The sequence below is a fragment of the Spirosoma fluviale genome (assembly GCF_900230225.1).
GTDB lineage: Bacteria > Bacteroidota > Bacteroidia > Cytophagales > Spirosomataceae > Spirosoma > Spirosoma fluviale.
The window spans coordinates 2,057,301-2,081,343 of the sequence record NZ_OCNH01000001.1; the positions used below are offsets into that span (position 1 = coordinate 2,057,301).

The 24,043-nt window shown below is 50.2% G+C and carries 19 protein-coding genes; 6 read left to right on the top strand and 13 right to left on the bottom strand.

The annotated features are described in order from the left end of the window. The 4 genes from hemL to CRO74_RS08670 form a co-directional block, all read right to left on the bottom strand. Window positions 1-1,290, bottom strand: coding sequence for a glutamate-1-semialdehyde 2,1-aminomutase (gene hemL / locus CRO74_RS08655; protein ID WP_097125559.1), 1,290 nt, complete (start codon window positions 1,288-1,290; stop codon window positions 1-3). Between the two features lie 75 nt (window positions 1,291-1,365). After that, a complete protein-coding gene (locus CRO74_RS08660; RefSeq protein WP_097125560.1) occupies window positions 1,366-3,159 on the bottom strand; it encodes an ABC transporter substrate-binding protein in 1,794 nt (597 codons plus the stop codon). Between the two features lie 95 nt (window positions 3,160-3,254). Further along, the gene (gene yidC / locus CRO74_RS08665) at window positions 3,255-5,120 is read right to left on the bottom strand and encodes a membrane protein insertase YidC (RefSeq protein ID WP_097125561.1); all 1,866 of its coding nucleotides are present in this window, start codon (window positions 5,118-5,120) and stop codon (window positions 3,255-3,257) included. A 163-nt stretch (window positions 5,121-5,283) separates the two neighbouring features. Continuing rightward, window positions 5,284-6,981, bottom strand: coding sequence for a CTP synthase (locus tag CRO74_RS08670; RefSeq protein WP_097125562.1), 1,698 nt, complete (start codon window positions 6,979-6,981; stop codon window positions 5,284-5,286). Between the two features lie 289 nt (window positions 6,982-7,270). On the opposite strand from CRO74_RS08670, the gene CRO74_RS08675 reads away from it, so the two are divergent. After that, on the top strand, window positions 7,271-7,720 hold the full coding sequence (locus CRO74_RS08675) for a hypothetical protein (protein WP_097125563.1): 450 nt from the start codon (window positions 7,271-7,273) through the stop codon (window positions 7,718-7,720). A gap of 58 nt (window positions 7,721-7,778) precedes the next feature. Here CRO74_RS08675 and CRO74_RS08680 read toward each other — a convergent pair whose 3' ends face one another. The 4 genes from CRO74_RS08680 to lpxK form a co-directional block, all read right to left on the bottom strand. After that, entirely contained in the window at window positions 7,779-8,417 is a 639-nt protein-coding gene (locus tag CRO74_RS08680) for a gluconate 2-dehydrogenase subunit 3 family protein (protein WP_097125564.1), read from the bottom strand. Between the two features lie 18 nt (window positions 8,418-8,435). Next, on the bottom strand, window positions 8,436-10,181 hold the full coding sequence (locus CRO74_RS08685; protein ID WP_097125565.1) for a GMC family oxidoreductase: 1,746 nt from the start codon (window positions 10,179-10,181) through the stop codon (window positions 8,436-8,438). A 237-nt stretch (window positions 10,182-10,418) separates the two neighbouring features. Further along, entirely contained in the window at window positions 10,419-12,431 is a 2,013-nt protein-coding gene (locus tag CRO74_RS08690; protein WP_097125566.1) for a putative porin, read from the bottom strand. Between the two features lie 52 nt (window positions 12,432-12,483). Then, window positions 12,484-13,548 carry a tetraacyldisaccharide 4'-kinase gene (gene lpxK, locus CRO74_RS08695; RefSeq protein WP_097125567.1) on the bottom strand — a complete coding sequence of 355 codons (1,065 nt, stop codon included), beginning with the start codon at window positions 13,546-13,548 and terminating at the stop codon, window positions 12,484-12,486. An 84-nt stretch (window positions 13,549-13,632) separates the two neighbouring features. On the opposite strand from lpxK, the gene CRO74_RS08700 reads away from it, so the two are divergent. The 4 genes from CRO74_RS08700 to CRO74_RS08715 all read left to right on the top strand — a co-directional run bounded on the left by CRO74_RS08700 (window position 13,633) and on the right by CRO74_RS08715 (window position 17,803). After that, the gene (locus tag CRO74_RS08700; RefSeq protein WP_097125568.1) at window positions 13,633-14,733 is read left to right on the top strand and encodes an o-succinylbenzoate synthase; all 1,101 of its coding nucleotides are present in this window, start codon (window positions 13,633-13,635) and stop codon (window positions 14,731-14,733) included. A gap of 15 nt (window positions 14,734-14,748) precedes the next feature. After that, on the top strand, window positions 14,749-16,251 hold the full coding sequence (locus CRO74_RS08705; protein ID WP_097125569.1) for a helix-turn-helix domain-containing protein: 1,503 nt from the start codon (window positions 14,749-14,751) through the stop codon (window positions 16,249-16,251). Window positions 16,252-16,270: 19 nt separating this feature from the next. Beyond that, the gene (locus CRO74_RS08710) at window positions 16,271-16,807 is read left to right on the top strand and encodes a GNAT family N-acetyltransferase (protein ID WP_097125570.1); all 537 of its coding nucleotides are present in this window, start codon (window positions 16,271-16,273) and stop codon (window positions 16,805-16,807) included. Window positions 16,808-17,020: 213 nt separating this feature from the next. Continuing rightward, the gene (locus tag CRO74_RS08715) at window positions 17,021-17,803 is read left to right on the top strand and encodes a hypothetical protein (RefSeq protein ID WP_097125571.1); all 783 of its coding nucleotides are present in this window, start codon (window positions 17,021-17,023) and stop codon (window positions 17,801-17,803) included. Between the two features lie 80 nt (window positions 17,804-17,883). Here the strand turns inward: CRO74_RS08715 and CRO74_RS08720 are convergent, their stop codons facing one another. After that, entirely contained in the window at window positions 17,884-20,151 is a 2,268-nt protein-coding gene (locus CRO74_RS08720) for an aconitate hydratase (RefSeq protein ID WP_097125572.1), read from the bottom strand. 310 nt (window positions 20,152-20,461) lie between these two features. Between CRO74_RS08720 and CRO74_RS08725 the strand changes: the two genes are divergently transcribed. Beyond that, window positions 20,462-20,917 carry a CHRD domain-containing protein gene (locus tag CRO74_RS08725; protein WP_097125573.1) on the top strand — a complete coding sequence of 152 codons (456 nt, stop codon included), beginning with the start codon at window positions 20,462-20,464 and terminating at the stop codon, window positions 20,915-20,917. An 84-nt stretch (window positions 20,918-21,001) separates the two neighbouring features. Here CRO74_RS08725 and CRO74_RS08730 read toward each other — a convergent pair whose 3' ends face one another. From CRO74_RS08730 to CRO74_RS08745, 4 genes are all read right to left on the bottom strand, one after another. Continuing rightward, window positions 21,002-21,469 carry an Hsp20/alpha crystallin family protein gene (locus tag CRO74_RS08730; protein ID WP_097125574.1) on the bottom strand — a complete coding sequence of 156 codons (468 nt, stop codon included), beginning with the start codon at window positions 21,467-21,469 and terminating at the stop codon, window positions 21,002-21,004. Between the two features lie 62 nt (window positions 21,470-21,531). Next, window positions 21,532-21,798, bottom strand: coding sequence for a hypothetical protein (locus CRO74_RS08735; protein ID WP_097125575.1), 267 nt, complete (start codon window positions 21,796-21,798; stop codon window positions 21,532-21,534). Between the two features lie 375 nt (window positions 21,799-22,173). After that, window positions 22,174-22,638: a GNAT family N-acetyltransferase gene (locus CRO74_RS08740; protein WP_097125576.1), complete on the bottom strand. Its 465-nt coding sequence runs from the start codon at window positions 22,636-22,638 to the stop codon at window positions 22,174-22,176. Between the two features lie 376 nt (window positions 22,639-23,014). Beyond that, window positions 23,015-23,491 carry a hypothetical protein gene (locus CRO74_RS08745; RefSeq protein WP_097125577.1) on the bottom strand — a complete coding sequence of 159 codons (477 nt, stop codon included), beginning with the start codon at window positions 23,489-23,491 and terminating at the stop codon, window positions 23,015-23,017. Between the last annotated feature and the right edge of the window lie 552 nt (window positions 23,492-24,043).

Here is a 24,043-nt window from a genome sequence, read left to right on the forward strand (position 1 = left end):
TTACGCGTTCAGCATTTCCACCAAGCTTTCTTCATTGGCCTGGATAACCTGATCGACCAGTTCGTCGGTGAGGGCAACGGATAGAAACAGGCTCTCGAACTGGGAGGGGGCCAGATATACCCCCCGCTTCAGCATCGAATGAAAATAGCGGCCGAAAAGAGACACATCGCACGTTTTGGCTTCCGTGAAGTTGCTTACCGACCGCTCTGTCATAAACAGGGTAAACATCGAACCAATGTGATTGATGGTATACGACAGGCCCGCCTTCTGCAACCCGGCCCGGAAACCATCGGTCAATTTTTTGCCAATTTCATCCAAACGGGTATACACTTCAGGATGCTCATTCAGGTGATGAAGCATGGCCAGGCCAGCCGACATGGCAATCGGATTACCGGAGAGAGTTCCGGCCTGATAAACCGGACCCGCCGGGGCAACCATGTCCATAATATCCGCCCGTCCGCCATAGGCACCAACGGGCATGCCGCCACCAATAATTTTTCCCATCGTAGTGAGGTCGGGCGTGATGCCGAAGCGTTCCTGAGCGCCCCCTTTAGCAAGCCGGAAGCCCGTCATCACTTCGTCGAAGATCAGGATAACGCCATGTTTATCGCATAGCGAACGAATTCCTTCCAGAAAACCCGGTTCGGGTAGTACGCAGCCCATATTCCCAACCACCGGCTCCAGAATGATAGCGGCTACCTGGTTTTGGTTATTGTCCAGCAACACCTCAACAGCCGCCAGATCATTGTACGGCGCGGTCAGGGTATCGGCAGCCGTTGCCTTAGTAACGCCCGGGCTATCAGGAATTCCCATGGTCATGGCACCACTTCCGGCCGCGATCAAAAACGAATCGCCGTGCCCGTGGTAGCATCCTTCAAACTTAATCAGTTTGTCTCGGCCGGTAAATCCACGCGCCACGCGGATAGCCGACATAGTGGCCTCAGTACCGGAGTTCACCATCCTGACTTTTTCGACCGAGGGAACCATCGACGTGATTAACTCCGCCATTTCGACTTCTTTCCGAGTGGGGGCTCCGAATGAAAATGAATTCTGAATCGCGTCGCGGACAGCTTTCTCCACGGGCTCGAAGGCGTGTCCCAGAATCATGGGACCCCAGGAATTAATCAGTTCAATATACTGTCGGCCATCCTCATCCACGATGTAAGGGCCCTTGGCCGACTTAATAAAAATGGGTGATCCACCCACCGACCGAAACGCCCGCACGGGTGAATTAACTCCACCGGGAATCAGCGTCTTCGCTTTCTCAAACAGTTGTTCGCTCGTTGTCATTTTGTTGCAAGACCGAATAAGCGCCGGTATGGACGGACGAGTTAGCTAAGGCTATTTACCCGTTCATACGTCTGCTCACTCATTAATTTTTACAAACCGCCCGTCTTCGTACTTTACGATCGGTACAAGTTGATTGTCGTTACTTTGTGTATAATCAAACCCGGAAAGCAGGTAGTCGTCGGTATCGGAGATCAACGCAGTCCGATCGCGAAGCTGAAGCCCGTTTTTCGCCAGCTGGCGGCCGAAGAACAGCATCATATCGTACCCTTCACTCGCATAAACCGATGGAATCGTATTCCGTTTTGCTAAGTACTCTTCCTGAAAAGCCGTAACGGACTCCCGGCTTTTGTCCATAAAATCGGGGTATAACAAATACAGTTCCCGACGGGTAAAGGTCGATACAGGAACTTTATACAAATCGAAAGCGGAAGCCGTTGAAATCAATGGCGCACTTACCCGTCGGCGGCTCAGTGCGTCAAGCATGCGAACGCCATCGTCTTCATTAGTACTGGAAAAAAACACATGCCCGACGGATGCACCGCCAGACGGTGAAGAAATCGCAGTACCCGATCGGGTGGCAGTCGCATTGCCGGAAAATTGCATGGCGTCGGACATCTGCTGGGCAGATCCTTTTAATTTACGAAAATCAACGACCTGATAGTTCTGCCGCTTGAGTTCAGCCTGGTACGCAGCCGCCAGCAGAGAATCTTTACGCGTAGCGCCAAAATAAATGGCGGCCCGGCGAGCCGTATTTAAACTACGAACCAGATCAGCTACCTTACGCGCCTGCTGATTCATGGAAGGCTGCGCCAGAAAAGACATTGGCTGGTCAGTGATCAACTCGCTACTGGTGGCTATAGGGTTCAGCAGTAAAATATTGTGCTGGTTAGCATACGCCAGCGCAATGCGATTGGGTTCCAGATAGAGCGGCCCAATGATCAGATCTGTTTGCGCAAAGGCTGGACTGTTAACTAACTCAAGGGCTTTATTAGCATCATTATCCAGGTCATAGGCAAATAGGTTAATGCTAATTCCCTCTTCCTGCAACTTCGCCTTTGCCAGTTTAATTCCATTGTAGAGGTCATAAACGTACTGATTGGCTCTCGACCGTTTATCGGAATTGAACTCATCGACCCGAAACGGGAACATCACCGCAACATTGTAATATCCCTTCGGCCGGGTGTTTCGTCCATTCGGCGAAATAGGTGTAACCGGACGCGAGCTGGAGCCCTGACTTGTCGTTGCCGTTGGCTGGGTAGTGGTTACGGCTGGAACCCCAAACCGGTTTGTCAACCGATCGGACAATTCAAGATCATCCTTATCCGTAGCCGTTCGCTGGATCAGGTCAATTAACGCCAGTCCAATAATCCGGTCAGCGGGAAAGGACTGATTCAACGCCTTTAGCCGAGTCAGATCGGTAATACGGGGGATAAAATTCTGCTCAAGTTTTGTAACGTCAGAACGGAGTTCAGCATCATTGATGGACTGCAAGGCTGTCAGTGCCTCTTCATACTGGCCAAGTTCCATGCCACTGGCCGCAAAAAGGTAGTTGGCATCATCCATCTTCTGCCAATCCGGGTATTGCTCCATCAATTGCTTGAGCATGTCACGGGATTGCAGAAACTTTCGCTGCCGGAAAGCGGCAATCGCATAATGATAGGTGGCATAGGGAGCCAGCGGCCCGCGTTGCTGAATGAGTACATTCAGATCTGATTTGGCGCGTTCATAGTCGCCTGTCCGCACCAGTTCCAGTGCCGCTTTGTACCGCTTCTGTGCATCGGCTGGCAGTTGCGCCTGGGCAACCTGCGAGCAGATTACCCCGGAGAACACAACAAGCAGCTTTATCAGGAAAAGAAACCTGCCATTCATAGTTAATTGGGTTAATGCACAAAAGCAACGCCTTCGCGTTGCTTTTGTCAATGAAGGATGATATATAGACCCAGCAATCACCGTTTATTCATCACTTACTTCTTAGACTTTGCTCGGCGCTGGGCTTCATCGGCCTGCTTACGGGCCTCTTCAGCAGCGGCAAGCTGTTTCTGGAGCAACGCCTGAAAGCCACCGGGCTTTTTACCCTCTCCGGCTGCGTTTTTGCGACGGTTCTCATCCAGAACAGCTTTAATCTTGTCTTCATCAACAAACCGACGGATCAGTAGTTGCTGCGCAATCGTGACGACGTTCGATACAAAGTAATAAAACGTTAGACCGGCCGGGTAGGAATTCAATACAAACATGAACATGAGCGGGAACACATAACTCATTGCTTTCATGTTCACCGGTCCCGGCTGCGTTGGGGTCGTCTGGTTATTGTAATACGCATAGGCAATCGACGAAATTGTCATCAGTACCGTAAACAGACTGAGGTGACTGCCAATAAATGGTATTGTTGGGAAGGTAATGAACGCATCGTAGGTCGAGAGATCATTGGCCCATAAAAACGATTTCTGACGCAGCTCAATCAAATTCGGGAAGAGCATGAACAGCGAAAAAAGAATCGGCATGGTTGCCAACACCGGAACACAACCACTCAGCGGACTAACACCTACTTCCTGATACAATTTCATTTGCTCAGACTGCTGTTTCGCCATGTCGTCACCAACGCGTTCCTTCATTTCGTTCAATTCTGGCTGAAGGACCCGCATTTTCGCCATACTGATGTACGACTTATAGGTTAACGGTGTTAGAATTAGTTTCACAAAGACTACCAGCGCAATGATCAGCAAGCCGTAGTTGGCGATAAACTTCTCCAGGAAGTTGAATACCGGCACAAAAAAGTACTTGTTAATTGGCTTCAGGACAGAATACCCCAGGTACACATTCTGATCGAACTCCGGTGCAACACTTCCCAACAGTTGGAAATCATTAGGTCCATAAAAGAATTTGTACTGCCCTTTTCCAGCTTTTACATCGGCAATGGGCATCGTTACGTCCGCAATGGCCGTTTTAACCACACTGCTGTCGGCCGGATCGACCAGCGCTTTAAAGCTCGCTTTTGTCAGCGGGCTATTCTTGGCAACGAAACCCGACAGAAAATATTTATGCTTGATGGTAAACCACTGCACCGGTTTTTCGGCGGTGGCCTCCTGGCTGCTTTCGCCTTCAGTTAACTTCTCAAAATCTTCATCGGCCGTGAGGTAATTGATGGTCGCAGCCCGGCGGTTGTTGGCCAGATCGTTTTCGTACTGCCGCATTTTATCTTCCCACAAGAACCGAATGTCCCCATTACCAACTGTATTTGACAGGCCGTTCAGCTTAAGGTCATAGTCAAGTACATAACCCTCGGCCGGAATGGTATACACCTGCTCAACGGATTGCCCCGGTGCCACTTCGGCCCGAAAGACAACCTGTTGGGGCTGACCGCTAACCGTGCCATTTTGAGTCGTTGTCTGGTAATACAACTTGTGCAGATCAACTTTGCCCTGGTTTGTTGGAAGCTCCAGAAGTGTTGTGCTGCTTTGCTCATCGATCAGAACGAGGGGCTTTTGATCGAAGGCCTTGTACTTTTTCAGTACAACCTCTTTTACCCGCCCGCCCTGCGTTGTGAAGGTTACTTTGATGTCGTTATTTTCAATGATAATATCCCGGGCCTGACCGGTGGCAACCGATGCGAAATTACCAAACTGAGCCGTTAACGCAGCAGAATCAGGAGCCTGTTGACCAGTGCTGTCCACGCCTTTATCAATGGCAGCCACTCCGGAAGCCGTTGTGGGTTTTGTTGTTTGTGTTTGTTGAGCAGCCTGTTTTTCGGGCGCAGGTTTCGGTACCAGCAGCTGGTAGCCGACCAGCATCGCCAGAATCAGGACAATGCCAATAAGTTGATTACGATCCATTTTATAAGTTAGTAAGTCAGTCAGTCACCAAGTCAATAAGCCAGTAAGTGGCTGACGCCTGCATTATTCTAGCATCAGCCACTTACTGACCGCACGGGGCGGCCTCGTTATCGACTTGCTGACTGACTGACTATTTTGCGCAAAAATACGTCAATCCAGCCGCTTAATCAACCACCACGGCGGTTTCTACACGGGCGGTCAATACATCGGATGTAGATTCGGCCGTACGTTTTTTCTGGGCAAATGCCAGGGCAGCCTTTACGAACTGAACAAACAGCGGATGGGGGTTCATGACGGTACTTTTCAGCTCCGGGTGAAACTGAACGCCTACAAACCAGGGGTGTCCTTTTAATTCAACGATTTCGACCAGGCCGGTATCCGGATTGATACCCGTTGGGCGAAGTCCCGCTTTTTCGAAGGCTTCCTGAAAGTCGCTGTTGAACTCGTAGCGGTGGCGGTGGCGTTCGCTGATCTGCATCTTTCCGTAAATCTGATGGGCCAATGAATCCCGCTTGAGTTTACAGGCGTAGGCCCCCAACCGCATGGTGCCTCCTTTATCGGTAATGGTTTTCTGCTCCTCCATCATGCTGATGACTGGATTAGGTGTATGCGGCTCCATTTCCGTGGAATGAGCATCAGGAATACCCATTACGTTGCGGGCATACTCGATCACGGCCATCTGCATACCGAGGCAGATTCCGAGGAAGGGAATACCCCGCTCCCGCACAAACCGAACGGCGTTGATTTTTCCATCAATGCCCCGCTCCCCAAAACCGGGCGCGACCAATACGCCGTCCAATTCACTCAGTACCTGGGCGCAGTGATGCTCATCGACCAGCGTTTCGGATTGAATCCATTCCAGCTGCACTTTGCACTCATTGGCAGCCCCCGCATGAATGAACGCTTCGGCAATGGACTTGTAAGCATCGTGCAGTTCAACGTATTTACCGACAAGGCCGATTCGAACGGTGTCGCCCGGATTCTTAAGCCGACCCAAAAAGCCCTTCCAGGCATCCAGATCAGCATCTTTGTCGTTGTAGAGATCGAGCATGTAGAGCGCCCGCTGATCGAGCCGTTCCTTTTGCATCAGCAGGGGAACATCGTAGATCGTTTCCGCATCGATGGCTTCGATAACGGAGCTCACCTGAACATTACAGAACTGAGCGATTTTCCGACGAATATCCTGGGGCAACGGATGTTCGGTACGACAAGCGATGATATCCGGTTGAACTCCGTTTTCGAGCAACATCCGAACCGAGTGCTGGGTTGGTTTAGTCTTAAGCTCCCCGGCTGATTGCAGATATGGAACCAGCGTGAGGTGAATGACCAGGGTATCTTTTTCGCCGAGTTCAAACTTCAGCTGGCGAACGGCTTCCACAAAAGGCAACGACTCGATGTCGCCCACGCAGCCGCCAATTTCGGTGATTACGATGTCGTAATCGCCCGTTTCGCCCAGGAGTTTGATGTTTCGCTTGATCTCGTCGGTGATGTGGGGCACGACCTGAACGGTTTTCCCCAGAAAATCGCCCCGGCGTTCGCGGGTGATGACGTTATTGTAGATGCGTCCCGTGGTAATGTTATTCGCCTGTGAAGTGGGGCGGTTCAGAAACCGCTCGTAGTGCCCAAGGTCGAGGTCTGTTTCAGCCCCATCGTCTGTTACATAGCATTCGCCATGTTCATAAGGATTGAGTGTGCCGGGGTCGATATTGATATACGGATCGAATTTTTGAATCGTAACCGTGAGCCCCCGTGATTGAAGCAGTTTGGCAAGTGAAGAGGCAATAATGCCTTTGCCCAGTGATGAAGTTACTCCGCCAGTAACAAAAATATATTTCGCGGATTTTGGTCCCGTAGCCGCCATGATTGAAACCTGTTTAGGTCGTTACGGGATGTAAAGGTACACGAAAAAAGGCGGAATGGACGAACTGAATTTGCAAAAAGTTAAATAACTTAGGTTAATACATTGGCTCTCAGTCTGCTTTCTGGCAAACTTTTATTTTGTAACCTAAATTGACTTATCAATGAACATTTCAGACAGATTATTGCTTTATAAATTAATAGCAAAAGCCGCTATTTTCTGAAATTAGTAAGGTTGGCTTCCAACGAATACCGCTGTAAGGGGGTCAACCAATCCCCTAAGCTCAACCAGGATGAAAACGGCGTTTATAAATTTGACTTTTCTATCACTTTTTATCTGGAGTTGCCAACGTAACACCCCAGACCCCACTACAGGTATTGTAACAGAATGTGTGGGGATCAGTGATTACCTGGTTAATAACCAGAGCAGTTATGATTTAAGCATTGAGTTAGTTTTTACACCAGGTCTGGGTAGTAAGACAGACACTACTCAGACGGTTAGGCGTGACGAGATAAAACGGATTGGTACAGACTCCAAGTGGGGTTCAATTCCTAAGCCTGTAGATACCTACTCCCAACTTACGCTCTACCGGTTTATAGATGGCAAGAAGGTATCGGCTTACATTCAGAATCCCGTACTAAACGTACATTGGATCAAAACAAAGTCACGGGCAGATGATCCGGATTTTGGTTGCCAGAGTGTGACGCACACGCTGTTGATTTCGGACGCTGACCTTTATTAATGAGCAAAAAAACGCCCTCATAATTAACCATGAGGGCGTCTGAGCTTACATCTACACGTTACTTACCCTGCGTTAACTCGCGCTCTTCATAGGCAAGTCCGTACTGTTTCAGGACATCGGCGGGTACGCCATCCCACTGGTTGGGTACGTTACCAACGTAGCCAATGTCTTTAATGCCCATCTGGCTGGTATAAAAACCAGTAGCCGTCAGGTTACGCATGAAGCTGAAAAAAGAGGCTCCCTGGGTCATATCAGGCTTCGCTTTCGAGGGGTAAGCGATCTGCTCAACCATATCGATCTGCTGCGCCTTTGTGCATAAAACGAATGACTTGCCGTATCGTTTGGTACAGGTGTTATCCAGCCACTTGATACCACCCCGCATGGGTGTCTGGTTTTTGGGCTGGTCTTTCATCATGAATTCGATGAAGGCCGGAACCCCCGCCTGCGACGCACTCCCCGACCGCTCATCGGCCGGTATGATGATGTCGGACAGCACGGTTACCGTTTGCAGTTCGTGAGGAGTGAAGAATTTCTCAGCGTTCAGCCGCGCATCCCGCTCGGCTTCGAACTTCTGACGGCCACCGGGAATTTTTAGCGGCTTAACGTCTGGTGGAGCGGGAACGGCCGCTTCAACGGGGTTGACCGCCAGGCCAAAACCCGTGAGCGACAGGGCTTTTAATGAATCTCTGCGTTTCATTCGTGTTCGGGTTTAAGGTTATATATTCTTCTGTTTTACCTGGTCGATTAAATACTCACTGGTACGCATAGAACTAGCCAGAATGGTCCAGGTAACGTTCTTGTCACCCTGCGATGGGAAGGGAGCAGCATCCACCACAAACAGGTTTTTCACATCGTGGGCCTGCTGGTATTTATTCAGCACCGAGTTTTTCGGGTCATTACCCATCCGGGCGGTACCCACTTCGTGGATGATCTGACCAGGCGAAGCTAATCCGTAATTATTGGCGGCATTCGGTTTGTCGCCCAGGGCAATCCCACCCATCGAGTGAATAATCTCCTCGAAGGTTTCCTGCATGTGCTTGGCCTGCTTCACTTCATAATCCGACCATTTGTAGTTGAAGCGCAGCACCGGAATACCGTATTTATCGACCACATTGGGGTCAATTTCGCAGTAGTTGCTCTCCAGAGGTACCGGTTCTCCCCGACCGGCCATTCCGACGTACGCCCCGTAGAACCGGCGGTAATCGTCTTTCAGGCTGGCTCCGTACCCACCGCCGGGGTGCATCTTCCCGTCGCGACCCGGAATCATGCCGTTCATGGCTTCGATACCCCAGCCAAATCCGTAGGCTGGCATACCCATGCCACCCCAGTATTCGATGTGGTACCCACGCGGGAAGTCCAGCTTTTTGTTGTCGAGCCACCAGGGCGTAAAGACGTGCATGCCGCCAACGCCATCTTCGTTGTACCGTTTGCGGTCCATCAGGGCCGGTACAAACGCCGACCGGCTGGCACCTGTGGAGTCATTGATGTATTTACCGACGACATTGCTCGAGTTGGCCAGACCGGTCGGGAAACGGCTCGACTTGGAGTTGAGTAACAACCGGGCGGTTTCGCCCGCACTGGCCGCCAGAACAACCGATTTAGCTTTCACCGTAACCTCCTGTAAGGTCTGCGTGTCGACGTAGCTAACGCCGGTACAAAGGCCGGTAGCCGGGTCGGTGATGACTTCACGAACCATGGCACCGTTAATAAGGGTAACGTTGCCGGTTTTCATGGCGGGCTTCACCAATACCGACGACGACGAGAAATCGGCGTACGCCTGACAGCCACGGCCACACTGGCTACAGTAAAAACAGGCACCGCGCTCATTGTTAACCGGTTTCGTCAAAATAGACAACCGGGATGGAATAACCGGAATACCGATACTGCGGGCTCCTTTCCGAATCATCAGTTCGTGCAGCCGGGGCTTGGGGGCGGGCAGAAAAATACCGTCCGGCTCGGAAGGCATGTTTTCGACGGAGCCAAAAACGCCGATCATCCGGTCGATTCGGTCGTAGAATGGCTTGATGTCGTCGTAGCCGATCGGCCAGTCTTCACCCACGCCTGTCATGCTTTTCCGCCGAAAATCGTCCGGTGCGAACCGCAGCGAAATACGGCCCCAGTGGTTGGTACGGCCACCCAGCATCCTTGACCGGAACCACTGGAAATCGGATCCTTTGGCGTTCGTATACGGTTCGCCTTCGATGTCCCATCCACCCCAGGCTGCATCAAAATCGCCAAAGGCCCGCGTTGTGCCAGCACCACGCCGGGGCGACTCCCAGGGCCATTTCAGTTGGGTAATGTATTTTGGATCGGCTGGGTCGAAGTAGCCACCTGCTTCCAGCAGGACGACTTTAGCACCGGCTTTCGCCAGCATATAAGCCGCCATGCCTCCTCCGGCTCCTGAGCCGACAATCGCTACGTCGTATTGAACGGGAGCTTTTTGAATCTGAAATGGATCCATGCAAAAAATGTAGGTTAATTAATTAATCGAAATAAACCCCAACACTATTTTAAAAAAATTTAAAAAGCAAAAAACAGCGTTATATACTTTCCAATCAGGCGAACAAAAGGCAACAATCATCAATGAATATCTGACTATCAATATGTTGACAGATACCAAATAACCTGCCGGCCTTGTAATCGTTATTGAAACAGAATAAGCAGGAAATGGTCATCTCTTACCTGTTATCGACAAAAATCAATCGAACAGATACCAATCGACTCCAAAGGCGAAACCACGGCGCATCGGCAGAAAGTCGGGGGCTACGTAATATCCCGGTGTAAGTAAGCCCTGGTTGGCATGGGTTAACTTAATGAACAGCCGGGTACGATTGATACGCAGGTTCGCATAAAGGTCAGCTAACACGTACCCTTCCACCTTCTGCCGGTTTTGGATGTGGTACTGCTGCGTGAGTGGCATATACGCATCCCCGTAATAAGGGGATTTATAGTGCAGATCGATTCCGGTTTGAATATAGAGCACCTTGGCGTACAGAAACTCATATTGAATGCGGGTGTTCATGAAAAACGGTGGCATACGAATAACGTCTGGTCCCTCTTTGGCGGTATAATACGCCTGACCGGCAATGAGAAACTTGCCCAGTTGCAAATGATACCCCAACCCTGGCCGTATGATGCTAATGGGCGATTTCTCCTGCTGAACGACCCCGGCTGTATCAAAATACACGTAATTCTTAACCAGGTAATAGTCCAAACTCGGCTGAATACGCAGCTTTTTGTACCCCACGTTCAACTTTCCATAAGCATGGAGATAGTTCCGCTTCGACAATGGCGCAAGTCCTCTCGATGCATCGGGCCAGAGGTACACTTTACTTTGAAACCGCTCCTGAAGCAGGGTCGGCTCGACGTTCACGTAAGACCCACCCGCCGTTAGAAACTTGCTCTCCACCTGCCCCTGAATCCGGTAACTACCGCCCGCACCGAGTTCAGCTTCGGCCGTCAAACGCGACAGGCTATCCGGGAAATAATACCCCAGCCAGCCCCCCACGAAGGTTTCGGTTCGGTTGGTTCCGTATTCATTGTAATTGGTTCGGGAGGTATTGTAGAGGCTGGTTTGCCGGTAGTTCCGGATGCGCAAATAAGCCCGGTAGTTGAACGAAGCGCCTTTGTACTGCGAAATTCCCTTGATGCCAAACTGATTTTCAAACAGTCGGAAACGGGCATGCTGCTCCAGCCGGGAGGTATCGCCTAAAATGGTAGGGTAAAATTGCCGGACATCCGTGGTTAGGGTAGCATCATTCAGATTCAGCCGCAGGGTATCGTCCTGATAGAAGTTCTTCTGAATCTGATAGTCCAGTTTATGGTAAAGCTGAAACCCTTTTTCGAGGATATACTGGTGGTAAATGTGTGAGTTGTTCCGAATCTCCCAGCCGTGGGGTCCCTGCACCGATGAACTGCCGCTTCGCAAACGGGCATCACCGGTATAATTGTAAAGAATAGGGACACCACTGGCCGTTTCGCCCGGCAACACGCCCCCCTGCTCATCGAGGCTGTGGTTCATGTTGATAAAGTGAGCCAGCAGGGTGTATTTATCATTTTTTGAGCGGTAGTTTGTGTGTAGCTGTACGCCCCAGTTCTGCGCCAGCAGCTTGTAGGGGTCCGTATTTCCGCTGGTACCGAACTGCTTTTGCGACGTAAACCGCTGCACATCGAAGCCGACATTCCAGCGGGGGTTGATGTTCTGCGCCATATCGAAGCGCAGGATATTCTGATTGTTGCCACCCAGCGCGATGTACATATCCGTAAAAGGCGACTTGGTATCATAATACCGAACGTCCATTGTCTGATAGGCATAGGGCGAAAAAACGTAATAGCCCGACTGCGCCCCCAGTTGTTGGGGAACCTGAAGGAAAACCGGTCGCATGGGCGTACCCAATGCGCCTAAATCCTGATACGTGTTCTGGCTCCGCTGCACGTAGGTAAACCGGTGAACCTCGTCCATGGTTGTATCGAGGGTATAGAGTTTCCGTCGATTGTTGAAGACATCGTCTTCCAGTACGTACCGGGTGGATTTGGGGCCGTAGATTACTTTCGTTGAATCATCAATACCATTCGTACCCGTGGTTGATGTTGGCATGCTCTGGCGTCCGCCAAAGCCACCGGGCACCTGCGTACTTCCCGGAAACTGCTGCGCCCAGGCCGGTAAGGCTACGCTTAAACTAATCAGTAAGGCAATAAAACTACGCTTCATCAGATCAAAAGTACGCCAAAACGCCGGACACCCGTTCGTTAGCGCCACTCAGTTAAGGATTTTTAAGCCGGGCCGAGGCCAAAAACCGGATAAATTCCGCTTCCTGGCGATCCAGGAACTGCATAGCTACGGGCAAATAAGCTAAAGGCAGCGTATTGCGCTCGTCATCGGTCAATAACGCATCCAGTTTCACCCAGTCCTTCTCCGTTGTGAGCGCCACCGCTCCGGGCGGTAATTTCGCCAGGATTGCCGTCAGGTCGGCCCGCTGGTAGGCGTAATGATCGGCAAAGCGGGCATGATGAATCAGGTTGCAGGTGTCACGCACGTACTGCTCCAGCGGCCCCGGATTGGCCAGGCCCGACACCAGCACAACATCCCGTACCTCAGTAACGATCTGTTTGGTGGCAAAAGAGACGGGCTGACCATACTGTAACCCGGCAAAATAAACCGGGGTTTCAGCACCCGTGTAGGGACGAATTTTGGCTTCGATCCGTTGTTGTTCGACGGTGCCTAACTCATTCGGGCACTTGGTAACGACAATGGCATCGGCCCGGCGGGCTCCATTGCGTCGCTCACGCAGCCGACCGGCGGGAAATGGGTAGTCCTGATAAAATGGCCGATTGTAATCCATTAACAGGATAGACAGATGGGGCTCAACTGCCCGGTGCTGAAACGCATCGTCCAGCAGCACCTGCTTTGTTTCGGGGTAAAGTTGCATCAACGACTGCAAAGCGGGAGCCCGACGCTCGCCCACGCTTACCCGAATAAGCGGACTGAACTTGCGATACAGTTGAAGGGGTTCATCGCCTACGGTCGACGCGGTATCAACATCCGACACCACCCGAAAGCCGGTCGTCTGCCGACCATAGCCCCGACTCAGGGTTGCGGTTTCACCCGCAGTATAGCCCCCCCCAGATACTGACCGTTTAATCAAAAATTCGACCATTGGTGTTTTTCCCGTTCCACCGACAGTCAAATTACCAACACCAATCGTGTAAACGGAAGGATGGTATACCGCCAATAAGTGACTGTCAAATAGCCAATTACGAATACTAATTATTACCCCATAAAGTCCACTGAATGGCAAGAGTAGACATTTAATCAGAAACCGTTTCATTAATAATTTCGTAATATTGCCAGCTTGAGCAGTCAAAATTAGTACTTTTAGGACTGGGAACTCCCGTCCTCACCGTTTAGTACAATGAGTTTAAAAGCCGACTACCTGAAATACACGTTGCATTTTCGCTTCGAAGCGGGTACGTCACGCGGCACCCTCACCGAAAAAACGTCTTATATAATCCGGCTTTTTGACGACGAAAACCCAGGCGTTATCGGGTATGGCGAATGCGGTCCGCTAAAAGGGCTCAGCTACGACGACCGCCCCGATTTCGAGGAATGTCTCCGTCAGTATTGCGTTGAATTTACGGCGATGGATCTTCAGTTGTTCAGCTGGAATGTTCCAATTGTCCTCAATCAGGTCATCAGCCCGCAGTTTCCCAGCATCTTGTTTGGTTTCGAAACGGCCATGCTCGATTTTCTGACGGGCGGCAAACGCATCATTCGCCCGTCGGACTTTATCAGTGGGCAACGCAGCCTGCCCATCAACGGGCTTATCTGGATAGGCAGCCAGTCGTTTATGCGGCAGCAGATCGACGAGAAACTACTGGCGGGCTATACAACCCTGAAGTTAAAGATTGGGGCCATCGATTTTGACCAGGAATGCGACCTGCTGGCAATGATCCGGGAGCGTTTCCCCGCCGATCAGATCACCCTTCGGGTTGATGCCAACGGGGCTTTTAGCCCGGACGAAGCGATGAAAAAACTCGAACGGCTCGCGGCTTTTGACCTTCATTCCATTGAGCAGCCCATTCGAAAAGGCCAGCCGGATCTGCTGGCCGATCTGTGTACGCATTCACCCCTGCCCATCGCCCTGGATGAAGAGCTGATCGGGCAAATGGAGTATGTGCATAAATTTCGGTTACTGAAAAAAATTCAGCCTCAATACATTGTTCTGAAGCCTACCCTCCTGGGCGGTCTTCGGCACTGCGATGAATGGATTGAACTGGCTAACCGACTCAATATTGGCTGGTGGCTCACCTCAGCACTGGAATCGAATATTGGACTGAACGCAGTGGCTCAATATACGGCTCAGTTTAAAAACCTGTTGCCCCAGGGGTTGGGCACGGGTCAACTTTACCATAACAATGTCGACAGCCCACTCGTTGTCGAACATGGACAGCTTCGCTACGACCTTAGCCGGACCTGGAATCTAGGGCCTCTTTTTACGGATGCCACTCACTAAGTAACTACTTTCTCCTTGAACCTCCCCGCCGATCATATTCGCCTGCTGTTTGGCTTGAAACTGCGCCAGCTTAGACTCGACAAAGGTCTATCGGTCAGTGAACTGGCCCAACGGGCAAGCTTGTCCGTTTCGTACGTTACGGAAATTGAAAAGGGGCGCAAATACCCGAAAGCCGATAAGATATCAGCACTGGCCAACGCTATGCAGGTGGATTATGATACGCTTGTTTCCTTAAAATTAAGTAAAAAACTAGAGCCTATCTCAGACCTGCTCCGGTCTAAGTTCCTAACCGAAATACCGCTCGAACTCTTTGGCATCGATCCCTCGGATCTGCTCGAACTCCTGGCCGAGGCTCCCGCTAAAGTTAGTGCCATGATTCGAACGTTCATGGATATTGCCCTCAGCTACAACATGAGTGTTGAGCGGCTGTACCTCACCATGCTGCGGTCGTATCAGGAGATGCACGATAATTATTTTCCGGATATTGAAGCCGATGCGGATCGATTTTTAGCTGAATTTGCCCCGGCTCCCAATCAGCCGGTTACTGAACTTCTCCTGAAAAATCTTCTAAAAACGCGCTACAACATTCGGCTGGAACAGTTCGACCCGTTAACGCAGCCTGAATTAACAGCACTGCGGTCGGTGTACCGGCCGGAGCAACATACGCTGCACCTGAATGCCGGATTAACGCCCGAACAACGGTTGTTTATTCTGGCCCGGGAGGTTGGATTTCAATTTATAGGCTTAAAAAATAGGCCCTATAGTTATTCCTGGGTCGAAGCAGAATCGTTCGAACAAATTCTGAACAACTACAAGGCATCTTACTTTGCCGGTGCCATTCTTATCCGACGTGCGGTCCTGGTCGAAAAGCTAACTGCCCTGTTTGCCCGAGATACCTGGAACAACGACGATTTTCTGCAACTCATTAATGAGTTTGCGGCCACACCCGAACAATTTTTTTACCGGTTAAGTACTGTCCTTCCAAGTCAGTTCGGTATCGATCAGCTTTTCTTCTATCGGTTCAACCATACACCAGGTCAAACCACGTTTCAGCTGACCAAAGAAATGCACCTTTCCCGTCAGCAAGGCCCACGTGGAATTGTTGATGAACATTTTTGTCGGCGCTGGATTGCCTGGACTATCCTTCAGGAACTTCAGTTCCTGCAACAGAATAAAGGATTCGACGGGGCACTTTGCCGAGCTCAGATTTCGGAATATTTTGACTCGAAGCAACAGTACCTGATCATCTCGGTAGCGCATCCGCTTCAGCCCATCGGACATCAGAACAGTAGCCTGTCCATGTGTTTTGCGGTCAATGATGCACTGCGAAGCAAATTTAAATTTCTTTCGGGTTCATCGCAGGCAAATCCGACCAGCGAAGTGTCAATACGCGTCGTCAACGAAGCCTGCGAACGCTGCGGTATATTCGATTGCCGCGAGCGGGTAGCCGCCCCGGCCGTTCTCCAGAAAAAACGGCAATTTGCCGCCATGAAAAAAGCTATGGAATCGTTGAAATGACGGTTGCTCCCAATTTGTTATGCTTTTCCAGAGAATCACGGAGCCACACCCTTATCTGCCTTCAATCCAGGTCTGGTATGAAAGCTCCTTTCCGGCCGATGAGCGACGTCAATTTGACGAACTGCTTCAACTGCTTCCCTGCCCTGACATGCACCTGTGCGCCTTGACGGATGAAGAACGGCTTGTTGGCTTCCTGATTTACTGGCAATGGCCGGGCGTGGTCTTCCTTGAACATTTTGCCATCGACCCAAACCTGCGGGGTAATCAGTTAGGACAACGTGCACTCGCTCACTTACAGGAACTCGATAGCCCGCGTTATCTTCTGGAAGTGGAATTACCAACGGACGAGCTGAGCCGTAGGCGGATTCAGTTTTATGAACGACAAGGGTTTTCGGTAAATCCGTTTCCCTATGCCCAGCCACCTTACCAGCGTGGTAATCCGCCCATACCCATGCACCTTATGTCGAGTCCGTTCATGTTAAGCCGGGAGGATTTTGACAGCCATAGTCAGTCAATAAACGAGCGGGTTTATAAGCGCTTTTATAGTAAAGACTAAATATTACCACAAGAAACAGCCAGTCGACTAACCTGACAAAACAGTTTATTTGCCTACAGCTTAGGTAGCACCACGTCTATTCTAATATATATACTAGATAAGTAAACTAAAAGTATTTTTTGATATAATTACTCTTCCTTTTACCTTTGATTTTGTATCCAGGGGGCTACACTGTGTGTACTCTGTAACGTTTAATTTTACGAACTGTATCGAATGAAAAGGATCAATGTTAGTTTGTTTTTAGCCTTAATCGGCTTTTCTATCCAGCAAGTAAACGCCCAGGCATGGGAGCAAGTCGGCAAAAAAGGAGATTGGGCTACTACGGTTGAAGTGGTTGCCCTGAATGGTCACCTGTACAGCATCGAAAAAGATGGGTCGTTGTTCGAAACGGATGAAGACGGTACGTATGAACAGATCGGCAAAAAAGGATCTTTCGACAATGCCGAAATTTTAGTGGCTATGGATGGCGCAATTTGGACGGTAGAAGATGGCTCCCTATATAGTACAAACCCAGCATCGGCAACCTGGCGTCAGGTTGGCCAAACCGGCGAATGGAAAAATACCGAAGCCATGGTCAGTTTGAACGGTAAATTGTACAGTATCGAAACCAATGGAACACTGTATGAAACAGCTAAAGACGGGAGCTGGAAACAGATCGGTGGCAAAGGTGAGTTTACCGATGCAACCATGCTTGAATCGATGGGTGGTTTCCTCTGGACAGTTGAGAACGGTACTCTTTACAAAACCAGTATCCGTTCCATGAGTTGGGAGCAGGTTGGTAAAAAGGGCGAATGGGAAAACACCGTGGCCATGGTTGCCGATCAGTCTACGCTGTGGAGTGTTGAGAAAAACGGTACCCTGTTCAGAACAGATGTGAATGGAGACTCAGAGCAGGTCGGTAAAAAAGGCCTTTTAAGCGATGTAACCCTTATCGTTGCCATGAACGGGATGCTCTACGTGGTTGAAAACGGAACCTTATATCGGACTAAAGGCTAAACCCGAGTCTGGCAACAACTAACAAAGAAGCCGATTGTCGCAAGACAATCGGCTTCTTTTACTTATAAGAAACGTATAAACTAAGCGTTCTGCTTCATCCGGATGATGTTCAGGGCAGCACCCGCCTTGAACCACTCGATCTGACCTTCGTTGTAGGTATGATTGACCGGGAAGGTTTCCGTAGAACCGTCGGCATGATGCAGTACGATCTCAAGCGGGCGACCCGGAGCAAATTCCGTTAAACCATTGATTTCGATCGAATCGTCCTCCTGAATTTTGTCGTAGTCGGCAGGATTGGCAAATGTCAAAGCCAGCATTCCCTGCTTTTTCAGGTTGGTTTCGTGGATACGGGCAAACGACCGTACCAGAATGGCCCGAACGCCCAGGAAACGCGGCTCCATGGCGGCATGCTCACGGGAAGAACCTTCCCCGTAGTTTTCATCACCCACCACGATCGACCCGATACCAGCCGCTTTGTATGCCCGCTGAACAGCCGGTACTTCGCCGTACTCGCCCGTCAGCTGGTTTTTTACGGTGTTCGTCTTCTCGTTGTAGAAGTTCACCGCGCCGATCAGCATATTGTTGGAAATGTTATCCAGGTGCCCACGGTATTTCAACCAGGGACCCGCCATCGAAATATGGTCGGTGGTACACTTGCCTTTTGCTTTGATCAGCAGTTTCAACCCTTTCAGGTCGGTACCTTCCCAGGCTGCAAACGGTGCGAGCAACTGCAGACGGTCCGACGTTGGACTAACGAGCACCTGAACGCCAGAGCCATCTTCGGCCGGAGCCTGATAACCGGCATCATCCACGGCATAGCCATTGATCGGCTGTTCGATGCCCTGTGGTTCATCCAGTTTAACCTGCTCACCGTCTTCGTTGGTCAGCGTGTCGGTCATGGGGTTGAACGTCAGATCACCAGCGATGGCAAATGCCGTCACGATTTCGGGTGAAGCCACGAAAGCGTGGGTACTGGCGTTCCCGTCGTTCCGCTTTGCGAAGTTCCGGTTGAAAGAGGTAATGATCGAGTTTTGACGGCTTGGGTCGTCCATATGACGTGCCCACTGCCCGATGCAGGGACCACAGGCATTGGCCAGTACAACCCCACCGATTTGTTCGAACGTATCCAGAAGCCCATCGCGCTCGGCGGTGAACCGAACCAGTTCAGAACCCGGCGTTACCGTAAATTCAGCTTTGGTCTTCAGCTTTTTAGCCGTTGCCTGAGCCGCTACCGAAGCCGAACGAGTCATGTCTTCGTAGCTGGAGTTGGTGCAGGAACCAATCAAACCCACTTCCAGTTTGGCAGGCCAGTTATTCTCTTTCACCGCTTTGGCGAAGTTCGACAGTGGCCAGGCCAGATCGGGTGTGAATGGACCATTGATGTGTGGCTCCAGTTCCGACAGGTTTATTTCAATCAGTTGATCGTAGTACGATGCGGGATCAGCATATACTTCGTCATCCGCACGTAAATCGGCCTTAACGGCCGAAGCCGCATCGGCGATATCGGCGCGGCTGGTTGCGCGGAGGTAGTCGCCCATCTTTTCATCGTACGCGAAGATCGAGGTAGTCGCCCCAATCTCAGCGCCCATGTTACAGATGGTTCCTTTACCGGCGGCCGACAGCGTTTCGGCACCTTCGCCGAAGTACTCAACGATGCAGCCCGTTCCACCTTTTACGGTCAGGATACCGGCCACACGCAGGATGACGTCTTTCGCCGACGACCAGCCACTCAGTTTGCCGGTCAGTTTAACCCCAATCAGTTTCGGCATTTTCAATTCCCAGGCCAGGCCCGCCATTACGTCGCAGGCATCGGCACCACCCACACCGATAGCGATCATACCCAATCCACCCGCCATTGGCGTGTGCGAATCAGTACCGATCATCATACCGCCGGGAAACGCGTAATTTTCCAGGACAACCTGGTGAATAATGCCACCACCGGGTTTCCAGAAGCCAATACCGTATTTGTCCGAAACCGAAGCCAGGAAGTCGTATACTTCTTTATTTTTATTTTTGGCAATGTCCAAATCCTTCACGGCCCCTACTTCGGCCTGAATGAGGTGGTCGCAGTGGACAGTTGACGGAACAGCCACTTTTGGACGACCGGCCTGCATAAATTGCAACAAGGCCATTTGGGCCGTTGCATCCTGCATAGCCACACGGTCGGGTGCGAAATCTACATAATCTTTCCCCCGCTCAAGGGCTTGTGTGGGAGTACCCGCAAAGAGGTGACTGTATAAAATCTTCTCCGACAGGGTCAGCGGTTTGCCCACTGCCTTCCGGGCGGCTTCGACGCGTTCGCCGAGGTTAGCGTAAACGCGCTGAATCATGTCTAAATCAAAAGCCATAGCAAAAAAGGGGATAATAAAACAGGTTACTAAAAGGGATGTTCTCTTTAGAAGAACCAACAAATCCAGAAAATGGATTCTGGTTAGCGGCTCAAAATTAGAAGATTCTGAATCGTTTTGGAAATATTAGCAGGAATGGATTGTAAACAACCGAAAAGAAGTGCTTTAAACGCCTATTTCAGGGTAATTTGTGCCCTAAATGCAGAACCAAATAGATAAACAACTTATCTTGGCAGTCAAATCAGATCAGTACGTTCCCTAATCCCAACAAACACCGCTACACGTATTGATCCATAGATGCTGAACTGCTATGAACAAAAAATCTGTACTCTTTTCGGTGGCCACGCTCCTGGCCCTGGCGTTCACTCTCTCCTCATGCATTGATGAAGAGAACCCGACGATTACCTCCACAATCACTCAACTTTCGGCAACATTGACTGGAGCCGGGGAAAAACCTAATCCTGTTCCATCCACCGCGACCGGAACCTTTACGGGAAAACTGAATACAGTAAGCCGGGTCCTCAGCTACACGGTAACCTACCAGGGACTGAATCCAACGGGTGGCCACCTGCACAAGATCGTTAATGCCGATGGCACCGGCCCGGTCGATATCCCATTCCCAAGCTTAACCTCGCCGATCATTGCCACGACTGCCGCCCTGCGGCAAACGCAGGTGGATAGTTTGCTGGCTGGTCTGTACTATGCCAACCTGCACACAGCCGCTTACCGAGGTGGGGAAATCCGGGGCGAAGTCCGAAAGAAATAATTGATTTTTTTTGAAAACCATAACCGAACAAAAAGCCCCTGCTGATTATGGCAGGGGCTTTTCTATTGTACTCACGAATTAATATTAGCCTATGCTGATCGTTTGTGCCGGTTTATTGGTAGCCGGGTTCTTCGGCAAAACCACCTTCAGAATCCCATCGGCGTAGCTGGCCGATATATTTTCTGTGATGACTTTGTCATTAAGCTGAAACGAGCGTTCGAATGAGCGGTTACCATACTCCTGGTAGGTGTAGTTGCCAGTCGTGGCTTGTTCATCCATTGCCCATGCATCAGTTCCTTCGTAGGAAATGGTGAGGACGTCCTTTTTAACGGAAAGCTTTACGTTTTCCTTGATCAGACCAGCCGCAAATAGCGAGATGATATACTCGGTATCGGTCTCCTGAATGTTTACGGGTGCCTGAAACATACTCCCCGCATGACGAGCCCAAAACCCGCCGAATTTACCCCGCCCCCATTTGCCACCAAATCCTCCGCGGCCCATTTGTCCGCAACCTCCTTTATACCCTGATTGAAATGCCTGTTTGTTATACATGGTTGTGTGTTTTTAGCCTTGTGTTTACTGATTTTGTTCCTAAATTATTGTCGTTTATGCACTTAGCTGATCGGAATTATCCGGTCGTAGCTTGCCTGATTTACCGGCGTCCGATAGGCTGGATTGTCGATGGAAATAATAGTCGACGACTGCCAGCCACCGTCTCTAACTCGCCCGAATGCCCGGCCACCCGCCAAACGACTCCCGACAACCCGCGCCAGAAGGGCAACACCCAGCGCTACTAAAAGTACTTTTAAGAGAAGTGATACCAGAAAGAGTACCAAACCGGCCGCCAGGGCTAAGCCAGCGATTCGCCAAATGATGTTCATGTTGCTTGTTCGTTAATTGTTTACCAAAGCCCTACGATACCAGGAAGTCAATGACTACGAAAAGTGACGGCCGATTTTTTCGTGTTGTTTTATTCCATTGTAAGCCTTTGGTAAGGATGACGGACAAGCCCGGCGTTTTACTTTAACCAATCGTAAAGTTTTTTAAAAAAAAGACGGAGAGCCGACGAGATTTCAGAGAAAACTCGGAAAACACTTAAGGTATACGACTGATAATCAGTAGAAAAACTCAATTCGCCGAAAAAATCTGACGAGTTGAGGAAGGGGAAAATTTTTTCCAAAAAATATAAAGTAGGTATAAACTATAACTCAGACCATCATGACCTGCCATGTAAATTCAGGTCATCCCGCAACCATTTAGTCAATCTTAAACTTCATACCCTCGTGGGTGGCAACAAAGCCTAGTGATTCATAAAATCGAATGGCATCGGGTCTTCGTTTATCAGTCGTTAATTGTACTAAATGACAACCTTTGTCTCGGGCTCGCTGAATAGGGTAGTCAATAATTTTTTTCCCAATGCCCCGTCCACGGTAAGCAGAATGGGTTCTTACGGCCTCAATTTGTGCTCTACGTCCACCCTGGTAGGTTAGGTACTGGATGAACGTTACCTGAAAGGTAGCTACGACCTCACCGTTTAGTTCAGCCACCGATAATTCCTGATTCGGGTCTGAACGAATAGCGTCGAACGCCCTCGCATAACTTTCAGATAGTATTGTCCCGGCGTTTTCCCGTAACGCACCGAGTGTATCGTCTAAAAGCAGTTGGACAATAGCCCAAAGATCATCTTCGGTGGCCAGTCTGAATGTAAGGTTTATATCCATGGGCAAAAGGGTTTATATCTATCCCGTTTCCTCACGAATACCCATTTTTCACAAGCAAGCAAGAATGGGTTGAGGTTAGGCTGCTAATTAATTAGCCTATATAATCTGTAAAATTTAATTAACCAATCGACGGTATGAGAAAAGCACTCATTGGGACAACGATCATTGCACTTGGCCTACTGGGGTAGGCCTGTAAAGACGACGACGAAAACCCCACTACCGCAACCAACAACCCGGTTCAGTTAACCGCAACGCTCAATGGCGCATCTGGTGGATCGACGACCTCAACGGGAGCCGGTACATTTGCGGGGAGCCTGAATCAGGGAACGTCATCCGGCTCAACGCAAACGTCCAGCGTACTGAGTTACACGGTAAACTACTCAGGCATTACGGCCACAGCCATTACACTTGATCCTGTCGGAACATCGACCTCAGCCACTACGGGTACATCAGCGTACGCTAACAGCATTCTGCTAGCTGGTGTCTTCCTGTCAACAACGACGAGCCCAGGCAGCGGTACCAGCACAATACCCGGTAGTGGCACCAGCACAATACCAGGCAGCGGTACATCCACGACACCCGGCAGTGGTACAACGACCGATCCGGGTAGTGGCACCATAACCACACCCGGTAGTGGTACAACGACCGATCCAGGCAGTGGTACGACAACAACACCCGGTAGCGGCACATCCACCACGCCCGGAAGCGGTACCAGCACTACGCCAGGCAGTGGTACCAGCACAACACCGGGCAGTGGAACAGCGGTAGCGTTAACATCGCCCATCAGCGGCACCGTTTCCGTCTCACAAAGTCGTGCCGATAGTATATCCAGAGGTTTGTACCGGCTAAACATTCGGTCGGCGAACTATCCGAATGGAGAAATAGGAGGTGCCGTTCGGGTTCGGTAAACGAATTTAGCCGTAAGCATAAACAAATTCGATGAACAATGGCTTCGTCAACACGGCGAAGTCATTGTTCATTTAAGGGGTTGCCAGAACGGCCCTCCTCAAGCCGTTGTAAGGTATTTAGACCCGTTGTTTAGTGTCGTCGACTTAATCCTTTCTGCCCTTAACCGAGTAAAAACACGAAATATGGGAAGCAGCAAGCGCCGAATGGAAACTAAGTAGCAAAAATATTTATTGGCAATTCGTCTTGCTTAACGTACGCCCGAATGACCATGACCTTCTCTGTAAGTACTAGTCAAAATAGGGCTTATCTGTTCATTTTAAGGGATTTTATGCGACAAATACGAACTGTGAATAACTATGTGTTGTTAAGCATGTATACCCCCTCCTCCGACACTAAAACCTCCTGCCTCGTTTCGGCGTATATATCCTGACTTGCATAAGTCAGGGCTTTTGCGTCTATATTTGACCTGATTCGAGGGAGAAAAGGAGCGGAGAGA